Raw genomic sequence first — 15,295 nt, forward strand, 5'->3', positions numbered from 1 at the left:
CTCAAACCCTGTGCATGTACTTGAAAATGTCCTCGTGCTGTACCGTGATCTGGACGCCCTGCTTCTTCCCAACGCGGGCCATGGTCTGCTGTAGCTTAGATAAATCATGGTCAGTGATGTCCGCTATGAGTATCATCGTGAATAGTCCCTGCACTATGGTCTGGCTCAAGTCCTCTATATTAACGTCCTGATCGGCTAGCGCCTTGGTTATCGCCGCTATTATCCCCGGATGGTCGACGCCGGTCACGGTTATGACTGCGCGCTCCTTTGCCATTCAAACTACCTCTTTCCGCACGAGCGTGATGTGCCTCGTCAGGCTTTTATGGATGTACTGCTCGTGCGACTCAATCACATTAAACCCCGCTTCTCTTAATAGCTTTTCCATTGGCTCCCTGTATACTATGACGGCGTATCTTCCTGGCTTTAGTACGCGGAATATCTCTTTTATCGTGTCACGGTGGAACGCCTCAAGGGATGAGCCCTTTATGGGAGTGGATTGGCCATAAGGGAAGTCGGTGACAATTGCGTCGATAGAATTGGTTTTGATGCCCATCTTCAAGGAGTCCTGCATCATCACGTCGTAGTTTTTGCCGTAATGCCTGAGGTTCCACCGGGTGCCGTAGGCCATCTTCTTCTGGATGTCGCTGCCGATGACGTGGATGGCGTCGCTTATCAGCTCTGCCTCTACGAGGATGCCCCCCGTGCCGGACATTGGGTCGAGCATCCACCCCTCCCTTATTCGGGACATATTTACGATGGCACGGCTTATTCGGGGCATAAGCACGCCTGGCAGGAAGAACGGCTTCTTCTGGGGCGCCCGCTTTTCGTATTGTGCCCTATCGGGGCTTGCGATGAGCTTCCCGAAGATGCAAACGCCCCCGGTCACTATCGCCCTGAAGACGACGTCTGGGTTCGTGAGGCTGACCTTATAGCCCCTCCTCCATATCGCCGCCCCAAGCCTCCTCTCAAATTGAGGGCTAATCCTCCCATGCCCGCCAACGCATTTCACCCTCACGAGAAAACGCTCGCCAGCCTTAAGCTTGATATCGGCGGAGCCGGCTTCCCGCAAAATCGCCTCCTCGTCCGCACTGCACTCGAAAATAGGCTCCATGATATGATGGGTGAGCGCAAGCCTGCCCGCCAGTATAGATACATCAGCATCCGTTCTAATGGCGAGCGCCTGGCGATAGCTGCCGACAACCTCATACTGCCAGCCATAGGCCTCTATGCAGCCTGATACCTCGCTCTTCGGCAATGTATCATGCTCGCCTGACAACTCGAAGACAAGGCGCCTCATCATACGACTCTAATGAATATACAATCGGGATATACTTTTGTATCCGCCCCCTCCATGCCACAAAACTTTATGTGATTCGCAAACATAGAAGCGTTTGTCTATCGAGGTACACCAATGTACGACTACCTGGCCCTCATGCCCATCATCATGCCCATAATAGGGGCGCTACTCACATACGCCCTCGGCAAGTACTCGGAGAAGGCCCAGGACGTGTTCCTGGTAGCGTATTCTGCGCTGATTTTTCTGGTAGATGTAGCGTACCTTGTCCTGCTCCAGACGGGCGCGCTAAAGCCGCAGGCCTATGGCTTCATAGTGCTCGACGCCCCGGGAATAGTGATAAGCATACTGATCGCATTCATCGGCACGCTGGCCATCTTCTACTCATTCGTGTACAAGGACAGCAAGCACTATGATAACACGTACTTCATCATGTATTTCCTGCTCATGGGCATGATGAGCGGATTGGCAAGCACCTACAACGTCATAGTGATGCTCATCTTCCTGGAGGCGGCCACTGTCATAAGCTCTGTATTAATATTATTCGGCCGCACCAAGCGCTCGATAAAGGCGGCCTACGTGTACCTTGCCATTAGCATCATAGAGGTGGTACTCGTGGTCACGGGCGCCTTCATCCTGTATAACGACGCAGGCACCATAGACCTCAACCTCATGAAGCCGGGGAGCGTGAGCCAGAATGACATGTTCCTGCTCGCCATGCTGTTCTTCTTCGGGTTTGGCACCAAGGCCGGACTGCTGCCGCTGGGCATAATATGGCTTCCGCCCGCCCACGCCGAGGCCCCGCCTCCGATAAGCGCAACCATGTCGGGCATCCTCATCAAGGCCAGCGTCATAGCCATGATCAAGGCGGTATACCCGTTCTACCTCATCTCTGGGGTGGAGACGCTCATCCTGGTCGTGGCGTCCTTCGGGGTGCTCAACATGCTCGTGGGCGTGATAATGGCCCTGCTCTCCGAGGATATCAAGCGCCTGCTCGCCTATCATAGCATTAGCCAGATGGGCTACATCATCATGGGCCTGGGCTTCGCCACGCCCATCGCCATCTATGGCGCCCTGTTTCACATAACCAACCACATGCTCTTCAAGGGCTGCCTATTCCTGATAACTGGCGCCCTCATCCTGAGGATTAACACCAGGAAGATCCACAAGATGGGCGGCCTCATGTGGCAGATGCCGCTCACCGGGGCCTGCTTCTTGATAGCCTCGCTGGCCATGTCGGGCGTGCCCTTCCTTAACGGCTTCGTCAGCAAGGAGCTCATCTACGAGGGGTCCATCGAGGCCGGCTACCCAATAATATTCTCGATTTTCGGGCTGGATTTAACCATATTCTCCATATTCGGCTGGGTGACGAGCCTGCTCACCTTCACCTGCCTCATCCACGCCTTCTACGTGATGTTCATGGGAAAGCCCAGAGAGGAGTTCAAGGACGCGAAAGACCCCCCGGTCTTCATGATGCTGCCCATACTGATAATGGCCGGATTGTGCATCGTACTGGGCGTATACCCCGACCTCGCCTCAGGAGCGCTGGAGTTCGCGGCCAACGCGCTCTTCGGGCTGACCCACATATGAGGTTGATGGGATGGACTTAGAAGCCTTAAAGAAAGCGCTGGCCTCTCGCCTGCACGGCGTCCGCCCGGAGAGCGTAGTATTAGTAGGCGTCGGCAACAGGCTCAGGGGCGATGATGCCATAGGCCCTGCTATCATCGACATGCTAAAGGGCCATGTTCCCCATGCGCTGGACGTGGGTGAAGCCCCCGAGAATTATACGAGCATGATAAAGCGCCTTAAGCCCTCCGTGATAATATTCCTTGACGCATTGGACTTTGGTGGCATGCCAGGCAGCGTGACTCTCGTCGAATCCGAGGAAATCCAGAGATATGGCGCGAGCACCCACGGCCTCTCTCTAGAGGTGGCGATGGATTACCTGAGGCTCGAGACGGGGGCCGTCGTTTTTCTCATAGGCGTCCAGCCGGAGAGGGTTGGCGAGGGCGAGGGGCTATCGCCTTCCCTTGTGAAGCCCATAAATGACCTGGCCCGCGCCCTGATAGAAGCGATACAAAATTAAACTGTCATCTCTCACCATGACGTTACCTTTTTTACCACAAGGTACACAAAGCAAACACCACCCCTCTCACCACAAAGAACACAAAGCAAACACAAAGTACACATTTTTTTAAATAAAAGAGATTGTGTACCTAGTGTTTTTTGTGTACCTCGTGGTGTTCGACGTGGCGCCGTGATTAAAAAGCTAGCGGGCATCGAATCCCTGATAGCCCGCCGCCTCAACCGGCCTCACCGTGACGCCCTCTACCCTTGCTGACCTCGGGCCCTGCCTCATCATCTCTAGCAGCTTATCCACCTGGTGGTCGTCGCCCTCGAGGACGGCGTGAACCCTGCCATCCTCGAGATTCTCGACGTAGCCCCTGACGCCGAGCATAAGGGCGTTCCTCATGGTGAACGCCCTGAAGCCGACCGCCTGCACCCTGCCAGATACTATAACGTCAACGGCCTTCATATCATTTTTAAAGGCTTATCCCTTTTACGGCGGAGCGAGCTTCCACGGGTTAAAGTTTCCTATGCCCAGCGCCTTGTTAGTCTTAGCCATGGACTTCATGCCATCCTTCTCGATGCCAGTCATGGCCCTGATACAATCGATATTCTCAGGTATGACGTCGGACTCCTGGTGGATGGCCTGGAAGGCGTTAAACTCCCCCTCCTTATCCACTGTCACTGACTCTTCCCAGATGGCGTTCTCCATGATGTCGTTCCTGGACCTGCCGAGCTCCCTGCCGAACTCGATGGCATCGCCGGTGAACTTGATGTTATACCATGAGGGTATGAGCCAGAGCCTCGGCCATTGCCTTAACACGTCTAATACTTCTTCCCTTGAGGGCCTCTTCTTTAAACTCATGTTCACGAAGTGCATGTGCATTAGCGTGGTGGGCACCTTCATGGCGGCCGTCTCTATGTTGATGTGCGGAAGAACGGTCTGGACGTCTGGGCCGTGGTGGGACGGCAGCTGTATAGGGTCGGGCACGATGCCGTTGAGCGGGCCGCGCTTGGCATCATTGGGGTCGCCGCCCCTCCTCACCAGCACCACCCTGGCCTTCTGCACGCCAAAGGCCTTATCTATTGCGTATATGAGCCTGCACAGGCCGGTGGTGTTGCACGATACGACCCTCACGAACTTCTTGCCAATCGCCTCCCCATAGTTTGCTGCGGCGTTGAAGGACGTCCCGGCCACCTCGTGCTCCTCGCCGCCCTGGAATATGGCGGGCTTGCCTAGCTGCTCGTATATCTTCTTGTTCTCCTCTCCTATGCCCTCGGGGGCACAGTCTACCACTATGTCGGCCTTCTTTATCATGTCCAGGTTGGAGCCTGCTATCTCAATTCCTGCGGCCTTGAACTTCGGCCCGGCCTTCGCCGGGTCGACGGCGTAAATGGGATAACCCTTATGGCTTGCCACGTATGCCTCGTAGTCTGGCTTGGTCTTGGCTATTCCTACCAGCGTCATGTCGTCCTGGCGCATCACGGCGTCGGCCACGCGCTTTCCTATTGTACCGTAGCCATTGAGCGCTACCTTGATCTTATCTGCCATGCGAAATTCCTCTCATTATATATTATCGCGTCTCATATTATATGTTACGAGAAGGGTATAACCAGTTACTACCGCCTTTAGGAGTTATTCATGATTCCGCCATCCTTTTCAAGGCCTCGGGGTCGATGGTGCCCCTCTCAGTGGTGAGGATGCCGTACTGGTGCATGATACCGGCACGTATCCCTATGTTCAGGCCGAAGAACAGGGGCCTGCCCCACCTATCCCGCCCCAGGTAAATGGCGTTCTCTCCCTGTTCCGGCGTGCCCTCCATCATGGGATGGTTCTTGAAGTAGACGTAGTCGCCAACCTTAAGGCCTTCAGGCGTCCCGGGGGTGCGCTCGTCACCGCTCCACACCTCAAGGGTCTGGTACTCCTCAAAGCTGCCATCCTTGATGGTATATGTCTTCCAGCCTCGTATCATTAAAACTGGCAGGTGCTTATTGAAGCTTTTCTCGCCCACCACGTCGAGCTTAGACTTGAGCAGTATTAGATTGATGGCCGCTGCGCAGTCGAGCTTGTACTTGCCGCCCGTGGGGCTGATAAAGTCGTTCAGCGCCTCCGTATTGCTCACCCCGCCCTTGACTTTCCAGAACTGGCTGCCATCTACGTAGGCCTGCTCCCAGTACCTTGTGTTAAAGTACTGGCTGTCCATCTGGCGGCCGAACGCGACCCTCCCGGAGTTCATCTTCTTCTGGAACGTCAGGACGTTGCTGACCACGGCGCTCCTGTACCTGGCCTCATAGTATGAGGCGGTGCCCGGGGCGTTGCCCCCCTCCATGTATTCCTGCGGCAGGTCTACAGGTATCTGTGATACGCCGATTTCTGGCGATTGTGATGTCGTTGGCAGTGCCAGGGCTGGCGCCAGCGCCAGCAAGGCCATGGCTATGACGACGCATTTTCTTAGCATCACTAGGGAGAGGGTGTATGCGGGGGCTAAATCATTCTTCATTGGAAAGGGTGTTTAGCCGCGCCCGCCTCCTTCAATTTTCGCGGCCCTGGCGCGCCGGTGGATGCCGAAAGTACGGGCGTGGAGGCGCAAGAGGCGGACAATGCGTCGATGCCATAAAGGCATTTATACCTAAAGGGGTATCATTCTGTGGTCACGATGGACATTAAAAGGGCTTTGTTCGACATAATCGTGGTCATTTATGTTGCCATAGCCGCCGCAATCTTCATACCGTGGATGCTGTTCTCCATCCTGGGGCCGGCACCGCTTGCAATAGCCATATCCGATGCCGTATTCAGGTTTTTCTCGCTCTTTTGCCACCAGCTCCCATGGCGGTCTCTATTCTTCAATGGGGTCCAGATGCCCGTGTGCGCCCGCTGCGCCTCCATTTACGTGGCTACGGCATTAGGGCTGGCCTTTTTCAGGATCAGGGGGTATGGCGGACGAGAGTTCAGGATGAGCTGGCCTCTGCTCATCCTTTTATTCGTACCCACTGGCGTGGACGGCTTCACCCAGTACCTCGGCCTGCGGGAGAGCACTAACCTCTTGAGGCTTATAACTGGATTCCCGTATGGCCTGGGCTACGCCTACCTCCTCGCATGGGCGGTGCCGTTCACCTGGGCGCTTCTGGAGCTCGTGGCCACCGCGATGAGGGGCGATGGCGAGAATGCGAAATTAGTGCTTCAAAGGATAAAAAGCATGGCCTGGCCTTTCACGCGTAGCGCACGGATTCCCCCTCGATCTTCATGACCTCCTCCATGTAAGGCATCACGAAGAGGGCGCTGCCAAGGCCAAATATGGCGCCCGTGACGACCCTTATCTCGTTAGTGCTCTCCACGGTCCAGATGAGCTGCATGCCCGGGCCAATTCCTCGCGGGAGGGGCACGCCGAAAAGCTGGGCGAAGCCATCGATGGCCATCGGCAGGCACAATAAGGCATAATAGGCGATATGGAACGGCTTAAGCCGCTTCCTGATGAAATAGAAAAGCAGCCCACCCGCTAAGAAGGATACGTAGATGGCGAAACACCTGGAGCATACCGCCATCTGGTAGCCGAAGATAAAGAGGGACCTCTCTGGGAGCTGGTGGCAGGTCGCATGGTATCCGGCCTTGATGGCACCTGCTATGGCCACCAGGGCGGGGTCTCCGGTGGACATGAAGTATGGGTATAAAACGATTGGGGCTATGAATATCAGCAAAGCGACGTTCGCGATGCTTAGCCAGTGCCTTATCACGAAGGAGCCAAAAGCGATAATATATCCTTCAAGCCTGCTCATCAGGCCATAAAAGGCGCTGTTCATTTATATCCTTGATGCTTTGGTAAGCGTGGGCACCACTATCCTGAAGTAGTGGGTGAGCAGCACGAGCACTATCGCGCCTATGAAGAGCCCGGCGATGCCGAACACGACCGGCCCGAGAATATAGGCGAACATCAGGAGGCCGGTGTTCACCTGTCCGCTGGCTATGAACGGCCTGATAAAAAGCTCGGGCAGCGTCTGGACGAAGACGAGGACGGCGGCGGCCATGAAGATGCAGTAGGATATGCTTGTGATGAACGTCCCCGCTGCCAGCGAGCTTATCAATATGTACAGGAATAGCGGCACGGTGATGAGGTACATGCCCACGACTGGCACGAGCGCCGAGACCCCGCACAGGATACCCATGAGTATGGGCGAGGGTATGTCCATGGACGGCGGTGCGAAAACGTTTAGAGCGCTAAAGACGATGGCGGCCACTATGGCGAAGAACACGATGCTCAGCACGTTGCCGAAGAAAATCTTTTCGAGGTCCTCGTCCACCGCCTTAAAGTATTTTCCCAGCATGCGGTCGTGCTCCTGTATAATGTCGGGAAACGTGGACGCCACCCAGGACTTTATCCGCTCATCGTCCCGTATGAGGTAAAAGGCGATTACGAGCATGAGGAATACCTTGAAGATGACGTCCACTACCGTGCCCCCTGTGGCTACGAGAAGATGCTGCAGGCTGGCTATGGAGCCGCCATAGCCGGGCAGCATCCCGTACCAGTCCTCCGGTACGCTAAAGTCGCCGGACACGACTTTCTCAATCGTCAGGTTATGCTGCGCGACCGCCATGCTCAGGTTCGATAAAGGGCCTGGGGATATCGACTGGAGTCCCATGCCAGCCACCAGTGAGCTGAACTGCGATAGTGCGGCGAGTAGCGTGTAGCCTATGATGAGGAGCAGGGGGAGCACGAGCAGAAACATGCACGCTGCCACGAGTAGCGAGTCGTTCTTGATGTACGGCCTCAGCCTGCGCTTTATGGGCCTGGCTATATAGTATATAAAAATCGCGTATACTATTACCGCGAGGAAAGGCCACGCCACCCATAGCAATAGCAATACCAGCGCTACGCCGAAGATTACCCATTTTGCGTCATACGCCCTCTTGAATATCCCCTGCATCCTGTGTAGGTAAATGTTTATAACCTGAAAAACCTTATGTATGGCTGATGGTAAGCGACTTTTTCAAGGGCAAGAAGTGTGGCATCTGCGGGAAGGATGCCACAAAGGCGATGTTCGGGCGCTACCTGTGCGACTCTGAGGAGTGCTACTGGAAGGCCCGGGACTCCAGGGAGTGCATTGGCAAGACCATGAAGCCTTCAGGTAACTAGCGATTTTCATATCCTGGTTTAGATTGTGGTTTATCCGCCAGGTACATGCTCATCCCGAGCAGAGCGCCGGGGATCGCCCCTACGATGGTGAAGGTCACCAGGTAAGCAGCTAAAAGGGAGTCGAGCGCTATTCCAACGAGATTCCCGATTACCGGGCTTATCAACGAGCCGATGCCGAAACCAATCGCCCCTGCCAACATGGATAAAATAACGTATAAAAAGGCATATGGAATGCTTTTCCTGGAGGTAAAGCCCTGAGCAATACCGTATGCGAATCCTCCCGACGCCCCTACAAATGTGAATCCTAAAACCAGCAGCCCTACATCAAGCTCGGGTTTTAACATGAATAACATGGCGTCTTTTTCACTTAAAATAAGATATAGCGGCAGATAGAGCGGAGATAATAATACGAGCGGATAGCTTAATATGGCAATAATCAAAAAGCCGATGACAAACGCGATTAAGCCCAACAATGGAAAAACTAGTATTTTCTTCATATCTTTAGAAGGTAATGCCAGGGCTACCCCACCGATAATTCCCAGGGGTAATGCCCCGTATAAATAATAAAAAGGTGAAGTAAGATAATAAATAAACGACGAATAAATAATATACCCCCATATAGCGCCGCCTACACCGAACCCTGCCGCCCCAGATAAGGCATATTTAAACCACCCATTTTTAAGTAATTCCATACTATCCCCATCCTATCATAAAAATGGAATTATCGTTTCTATCCACTCATCCTTATCTTTAATGTCATTCTGCAATTTATTCGCTACTTGCTCATCCAAGCCCGAAGTTATTACCTATCTGTGAATCAATTTCCTCTTCACTAATAACGGTAATAGCACCATTTTTTCCAACCTTGACCTTCCATTTCTCAAGGGCGCCCATCAGTTCCTTCCACGAGTAAAAATCTATGACATACCCATCGTCTTCTAAAGACACGACGGGCGGCGTTATCACGCTTTTCAACCTCTCGCCCTGCATTCTTCTCGTTTCATCCTGATAAGTGCCATTAACGATGGAAAGCCCTGGTACGTCGGATACGTTATACAATAGCTTCCCTACCCCATATACGCAAGAGCTATTGACATAGGCGTTCGCCGCCAATAATGCTTTTGCATCCGAATCAACGCTGATATTCTCGCCTTTTACCACTTCATTGAACTCATCCGGCAAAGAATATGCCCTGTGATCCTCCCCCATGGCAATGACCACGTTACCGATGCCTGGCAGAAACCCTCCGGTATAGCCGCGTACCCAATAGAGTGAATGATGCTGAAAAAAGGGATCATATTTTTGACCTATATAAACGCTATAGGGTATGACAGTAAATGGAAAATCTTTCCAGAAAAAAACCTGCCTTGCCTTCGACTCGGCAATACCTTTATCGCCACTATAGCTCACGTGATAAACGTTAAAAATGTATATGAAGAGTAAAAAAGCAAGTAAAACCACTCCTAAACCGATCATCAGGTAGATTAGCTTTTTATTACTCTTCATATCAATCTGCTCACAGTATGCTTAGCCGATTAGTAATCTCATCGACCAGGGATAACGCTTCAGCCTTTGTTGGTTGTGTCGGGTTATCAGGCTCATAATCGACGAGCCATTTCTCTAGCTTATCCTTTATGTCATTTTGTAATTTATTCGTGGCGCCATTGCTGTCATTCTCGCTCAGCGTCTTTTCCACGGCATCTATCTTATTATGAAGCGCATTTCTGCGCTGCTCCGCATTCTTATCGAAGCCCTTATCCGGGATGGAATCGACCATGTCATGGAGCAGCTTTGTATTCGGGTCTAATTCCATTAGCGATTTCATATCATGGCTTAGACGGTGATTTATCCGCCAGATACATAATCATCCCGAGCAGAGCGCCGGGGATCGCCCCTACGATGGTGAAGGTCACCAGGTAAGCAGCTAAAAGAGAATCGAACGCCATTCCGACGAGATTCCCGATCACCGGGCTTACCAGCGAGCCGATGCCGAAACCAATCATCCCTGCCAGCATAAACAAAAAGACGTATAAAAAGGCATATGGAATGCTTTTCCTAGAGGTAAGGCCATAGGCAAGGCCATACGCGAGCCCCGCCAGATCTCCCATAAAAGCAAAACCTAAAGCCAGCGGCCCTACATATAGCTCGGGTTTTAACATGAATAGCCCGGCTTTTTCGCCGAAAATGTACAGCGGTAGATAGAGGGGGGAAAACAACATAATTGGATAACTGAATATAGAGACGATCACAAAGCCGATGACAAAACTGATAACGCCCAGCAATGGAAAAAGCAGTATTCTCTTCAAATCTTTAGAAAATAATGCCAGGGCCACTCCGCCGATAACTCCTAGGGCTATTGCCCCGTAAAAATAATCAAAAGGAGAAGTAAGATAATAAATAAACGAAGAAAAAATAAGATATCCCCATATAGCGCCGCCTACACCGAACCCTGCCGCCCCCGATAACGCGTATTTAAGCCATCCTACTTTAAGCAATTCCATGCTTACCTCTGTCTATAGTAAATTAAACTATCGTTTTTAGCCATTCGTCTTTCATATGGCGTTTATTGTATTTCCCGAGCCTGACAGTTTGATCGTATTTCCTATTATGCCTCCGTTAATGGTGTTTGCGGACCCTGAAACTCCTATTTCTCCAGGCAGAGTATAGAATATGCCATTGAAGATACTCTTACTCCCGGACATTTTTATACTATTGTTCGAGAAGAAAAGAATATCATCTACATAGGAGGTGCAATTATACTCTTCGCCGCTAACACCAATCCTCCCCCCGGCGATGATAGTAAACGTTCCTGTGATCTTATTTCCGCTCAAGGTAACATTGCCTGTCACGTAATACAGCCCGTCCAAAGCGAAGTTAGGTCCTGATACGTTTAGATCGTCATCGATGAAATGGTACTTCCCGCTGGCTTCTGCTGACAAAGCCTTTACCCCATCGGGCTTATAATCTTCTATAGCATATTGTAAAGGCATCGCCTTAGATGAAATCTTTATCGGCACATAAATGTTTTTACTACCGGTACTCTGGGCATAGGACGAATATTCAGTCGCGCCATCCAATATATTGCCCGATCCGCTGATCTTAATCCCATCATTTGAATGGACTGCACCATTAACAAGGTTTTTACCGCCGGATATCCTGATCGCATCGTATTGTGTTATCGTGCTATTCGCCCAAATGGACGGATAAGCCACTGTGAGGTTGATATCAACGGTATCTCCAGGCTTTCCCGAGAGGTTATAATGCTCAGCGGTCTTGTTACCATAGAGCGCTTCAACCGTATAGACGTGCTTCGAGGATCCGGTCGTAATATACGTGCCGTTATCATCGGTCAACGTCGTGTAGACCATCGTACCATTCTCATCATAAATGTTTACAGTGGAATTAGCCATTATGTTACCTTTAACGTCTGTAACGATGCCTTCAATCCGGTATGCTTCGGGCGTTGGAACGAGGAAGAGAGTACCGTTTACTCCCAGGCTGGTGTTCCCTTCATGATCGAACCTCTGTATATATGATGAATAGCCGTCAGCGTTCACAACTACCTCGTGTATGCCCGGCGTTACATTAGCCATCATGCAGTAGCCCGTCTCGTTAGTGAACGTATAATAAGTCTGGTTACTCATGATGATAACGATGGCACCACCCACTTCTTTATAATATATGTCTTTGGCGACCACGCTTACCAGGTCCTTAAAGCTAGTCAGGATCTTATACGGTTCATTATAATTTGGCTGATCCCACGGGTGCTTTGGCGGGGCCCCTCCCACGTTAACCACACGATCTCCTTCAACAAACGGTACTGGTATATAAACAGGAACACCCTGGTCAGGCGAATAGGGGAACGTATCCATTCCATCGAACTTACCGATAAAGTCATCCGTAATCTCGATTACCTTCAAATAGGGTGCATCGTGCGTGATTTTCGCACCGCTACTCCACAAGTATGGATAGAATCGCCCAAACCCCCACGTCTGGTAAGCAAATGGTAATATAAATGGCGTCGTGGATGGCGGGATTCTATTAACTATGACCCCGTATACAAACGCATTGCTTACGTCACTGAAATCCGCTATTCCATCATCGTCTTTATCGATAGCACTCGCATGAGACCCATCCTCGATTAATATCCCTATGTGGTCTTTTCCGGGGTTATCGAGAACGTTATTCGGGATATACCACTCGTGCGCCGACGCCGCCACCTTGTCCACATTGCCTGTAGCCTTATCCGTGAATACGAATACGCTCTCCCAGTCATGATAATGCTTGTTCATGAAATCGTTATATGGATAATAGAACCAGTACTCGTAGACAATTTCCGATCCAGTGTCCACTGTATGGTAATATATAGTGGCTTTATCCATCTTTTCCGCGAACGATAGATTTAAGTAGTTATTTTTACTCTTTTCCCCGCTCGTCTGCATAATGTCATCGGTGTAGAAGAAGGGGGAGGTAGGATAATATTTCTCTTTGGAGTCAAACCATAAATTGGGCACGTATTCCAGCGCCTTATTCGTACCAGATAACCCGCTTGCATACTTGAACTCGTTCCTCAACAGGTTTTTCTGTTCATTGAACCATGTGGCGCCATCCGCTACGCGCTTCCACGGCCATTCTATTGTCTCCATGGTAGCGAGTACTTTCCCGGAGCCATACGAATACTCTATGTAGGTCGGATAGCCCGTTGGATTACCGGTAATGCCTATGATTATATGGGCGTCGGCCGGAATATTGGCAAAGTAGCCGTGCGTGGAGTAATGCCACCCGTCCAACTCTGCATCAGTAATACCGCTCACGATTGGGCTGTTCGAATCCACTATGCTAAGATATTCATTAATATTATTGACGTGCGTTACACCCCCTGGAAGGAAAGAACTACTCCAGTGCCCGGCATTCCATCCCTCGTCGGTAGCATGGGCGACCAGGACGCCGCCATTATACACGTAGCTGGCGAACTTATCTTTATTACTTGCAAGATTGTTATAAGTCCACGTTTGTTGATCTGATGCTATGATGACCATCTCATACTTGCTCAAATCGGTCGTCGCCAAACTGCTGGAACCGAACACGTCATAAGTGATCCCAAGTTCATTCAGCGCATACTCGTTAGAGGGATAACCCCACGGTAATACATCTTCGACAAGCAACGCCTTCGAGCCTCCACTTTGAGAAGCCGCTGATGCCGTCATCAGCATCCCTAGCGTATTTCCTGAAGGCGCAGAACGCACCGGCACATAGTCTGCAGGCGGCGTATTCGTCGAGCCATTTATAATATCAATATTATTAGCAATATCACTAATAGTCATTTGATTATCGGTGGTCGGATCGCTATATGCGGCAGAAGTAATGCCACCTGAGATCATTAACACTATACAAAATATCGATACGAATACCCACGTTATACGGACCCTTCTCATGTAAATACCCCTCAATACGTAAATATCCAATAGATTAGGCTTGTAAAAGCCTAAGTCTCAGATCTAATAAGACATAACCAATTGGTTTGATAGCAATCGATACCTAAGTAATGTAATTATAAATGATTTAGAGTATATATAGTTATCTCATATTTGTAATCTTTTTATATAAACTATTTATAAGCCGATTAAAAAAAATCAGGTGCTGCCTGCTCCAATGTAGATGACTCCCGGACTTTTTTAGCAACTCTCTATGCCCATGCTATCGTACTAGCCTTGCCACGTTCCACCCTTTTTTGGCCCCTATGGACCGTGCCACTGGCTCGCATTTGGCCCTTAGCAGGTATGCTATCGGCCCGAATCCCTCATCGGATAGCGCCTCGTAGTTGGCCATGCCCTTGCTGATTATGACGTCGGCCTCTTTCATCGCCTTCAGGGTTTCGGGCGGCAGCTCTTTGAGGCAGACGCCGATGGCGTTTGAGCCAGTCGTGAGCACCCTGTCGACTTTTTTATCAAGGCCCATCCTGCGAACGTCCTCCATGGTGGCGTCCGTCACGATGTTGCCGCCCCTCACCACAAGGGTGACGTGGGAGCCGGCGTCTTTTAGCATCTCCAGCACGAGCTCGTCGAAGTAAATCTCCCCACAGTTATCGGTCAGATATGTTACTTTCCCGTTCTGGGCCAGCCCCATGATGGCATCGGTATCGTCCACGTCCAGGCCCCTCCCCATCTCCTCCTTGAAGAGCGCCTCGAAGCCGCCTATGTCCACCTGGTGCTCCTGCAGCCCAAAGTCGAAGTTGTTCCCTACGATGGAGGCGAGCACGGCGAGCCTGAACCGGTCGCGCTCAGGCGCCCCTGCTATTGCCTTTCTCACCGAGGGCATCATCTTAGAGGCGATGGCATTGCTTTGCGCTTTCATCTCCCTGTAGGGGTCATCGTCCCCCAGGATGCCATACACTTTACGATGAATACCCGTGGAAACATCAGTAGCCCTGACGCCCTCCCTGAAGTGCTCGCTCAGATAGTCAAGGCCGCCCTGTACGGCCTTAAAGATGAGAGCCTCATCCTTCGTGGAAAGCCGGGCCTCGTACAATACACGGTTCAACAGGCAGGGGGCGCATCTCGGGTCAGACTTCATGAGTATCGTTGTAGTGCTGAAGGGCCATATATGCTTTTTCGATGCAATTTCTATGTTGAATCATTATGGCTGGGTAGACGGTTTAGCACGAAAAAGACATGATCAGGCAGATGGTTCTTTTATTTTGAGGCTAAAGGGGGGCTTCGCTTTGCTTTTAACTCGAGCGCTCCGCGCGGTCACTAGAGCGCTCCGCGCGGTCACTAGAGCGCTCCGCGCGGCGCGCCCCCTCAGT

General features: G+C 51.3%; 17 protein-coding genes. 4 read left to right on the top strand and 13 right to left on the bottom strand.

The genetic code is table 11. The annotated features are described in order from the left end of the window. Nucleotide 1: 1 nt before the first annotated feature. Nucleotides 2-274, bottom strand: a complete 273-nt coding sequence (locus MTC_RS01485) for an ACT domain-containing protein (protein WP_014404904.1) — start codon at nt 272-274, stop codon at nt 2-4. Next, nucleotides 275-1,300: a THUMP domain-containing protein gene (locus MTC_RS01490; RefSeq protein WP_237705939.1), complete on the bottom strand. Its 1,026-nt coding sequence runs from the start codon at nt 1,298-1,300 to the stop codon at nt 275-277. Nucleotides 1,301-1,411: 111 nt separating this feature from the next. Between MTC_RS01490 and MTC_RS01495 the strand changes: the two genes are divergently transcribed. Together MTC_RS01495 and MTC_RS01500 are read left to right on the top strand one after the other, a co-directional pair. Further along, nucleotides 1,412-2,884, top strand: a complete 1,473-nt coding sequence (locus MTC_RS01495) for a complex I subunit 5 family protein (protein WP_014404906.1) — start codon at nt 1,412-1,414, stop codon at nt 2,882-2,884. Nucleotides 2,885-2,894: 10 nt separating this feature from the next. Next, nucleotides 2,895-3,380: a hydrogenase 3 maturation endopeptidase HyCI gene (locus MTC_RS01500; RefSeq protein ID WP_014404907.1), complete on the top strand. Its 486-nt coding sequence runs from the start codon at nt 2,895-2,897 to the stop codon at nt 3,378-3,380. Between the two features lie 183 nt (nt 3,381-3,563). Here the strand turns inward: MTC_RS01500 and MTC_RS01505 are convergent, their stop codons facing one another. The 3 genes from MTC_RS01505 to MTC_RS01515 all read right to left on the bottom strand — a co-directional run bounded on the left by MTC_RS01505 (nt 3,564) and on the right by MTC_RS01515 (nt 5,820). Beyond that, entirely contained in the window at nt 3,564-3,830 is a 267-nt protein-coding gene (locus tag MTC_RS01505) for an acylphosphatase (protein ID WP_014404908.1), read from the bottom strand. A 24-nt stretch (nt 3,831-3,854) separates the two neighbouring features. Continuing rightward, a complete protein-coding gene (locus MTC_RS01510; RefSeq protein ID WP_014404909.1) occupies nt 3,855-4,913 on the bottom strand; it encodes a type II glyceraldehyde-3-phosphate dehydrogenase in 1,059 nt (352 codons plus the stop codon). Nucleotides 4,914-5,001: 88 nt separating this feature from the next. Beyond that, the gene (locus tag MTC_RS01515) at nt 5,002-5,820 is read right to left on the bottom strand and encodes a hypothetical protein (protein WP_143767027.1); all 819 of its coding nucleotides are present in this window, start codon (nt 5,818-5,820) and stop codon (nt 5,002-5,004) included. 198 nt (nt 5,821-6,018) lie between these two features. On the opposite strand from MTC_RS01515, the gene MTC_RS01520 reads away from it, so the two are divergent. After that, entirely contained in the window at nt 6,019-6,609 is a 591-nt protein-coding gene (locus tag MTC_RS01520) for a DUF2085 domain-containing protein (RefSeq protein ID WP_014404911.1), read from the top strand. Here the strand turns inward: MTC_RS01520 and MTC_RS01525 are convergent. Further along, entirely contained in the window at nt 6,572-7,135 is a 564-nt protein-coding gene (locus MTC_RS01525) for a DUF2085 domain-containing protein (RefSeq protein ID WP_048189482.1), read from the bottom strand. The two genes, MTC_RS01520 and MTC_RS01525, sit on opposite strands and share 38 nt — an antisense overlap. Nucleotides 7,136-7,159: 24 nt before the next feature. Beyond that, on the bottom strand, nt 7,160-8,281 hold the full coding sequence (locus MTC_RS01530) for an AI-2E family transporter (RefSeq protein WP_014404913.1): 1,122 nt from the start codon (nt 8,279-8,281) through the stop codon (nt 7,160-7,162). 47 nt (nt 8,282-8,328) lie between these two features. On the opposite strand from MTC_RS01530, the gene MTC_RS13240 reads away from it, so the two are divergent. After that, on the top strand, nt 8,329-8,490 hold the full coding sequence (locus MTC_RS13240; protein WP_014404914.1) for a hypothetical protein: 162 nt from the start codon (nt 8,329-8,331) through the stop codon (nt 8,488-8,490). On the opposite strand, the gene MTC_RS01535 is transcribed toward MTC_RS13240, so the two are convergent. The 6 genes from MTC_RS01535 to MTC_RS01560 all read right to left on the bottom strand — a co-directional run bounded on the left by MTC_RS01535 (nt 8,487) and on the right by MTC_RS01560 (nt 15,063). After that, on the bottom strand, nt 8,487-9,182 hold the full coding sequence (locus MTC_RS01535) for a hypothetical protein (RefSeq protein WP_014404915.1): 696 nt from the start codon (nt 9,180-9,182) through the stop codon (nt 8,487-8,489). The two genes, MTC_RS13240 and MTC_RS01535, sit on opposite strands and share 4 nt — an antisense overlap. Nucleotides 9,183-9,273: 91 nt before the next feature. Then, on the bottom strand, nt 9,274-9,996 hold the full coding sequence (locus MTC_RS01540) for a hypothetical protein (RefSeq protein ID WP_014404916.1): 723 nt from the start codon (nt 9,994-9,996) through the stop codon (nt 9,274-9,276). A gap of 10 nt (nt 9,997-10,006) precedes the next feature. Further along, entirely contained in the window at nt 10,007-10,315 is a 309-nt protein-coding gene (locus MTC_RS01545) for a hypothetical protein (RefSeq protein ID WP_014404917.1), read from the bottom strand. 1 nt (nt 10,316) lies between these two features. Then, a complete protein-coding gene (locus MTC_RS01550; RefSeq protein WP_014404918.1) occupies nt 10,317-10,991 on the bottom strand; it encodes a hypothetical protein in 675 nt (224 codons plus the stop codon). Between the two features lie 51 nt (nt 10,992-11,042). After that, entirely contained in the window at nt 11,043-13,925 is a 2,883-nt protein-coding gene (locus MTC_RS01555; protein ID WP_014404919.1) for a carboxypeptidase regulatory-like domain-containing protein, read from the bottom strand. A 262-nt stretch (nt 13,926-14,187) separates the two neighbouring features. Next, a complete protein-coding gene (locus MTC_RS01560; protein ID WP_014404920.1) occupies nt 14,188-15,063 on the bottom strand; it encodes a damage-control phosphatase ARMT1 family protein in 876 nt (291 codons plus the stop codon). Nucleotides 15,064-15,295 lie beyond the last annotated feature (232 nt).

This window comes from Methanocella conradii HZ254 (assembly GCF_000251105.1).
GTDB lineage: Archaea > Halobacteriota > Methanocellia > Methanocellales > Methanocellaceae > Methanocella > Methanocella conradii.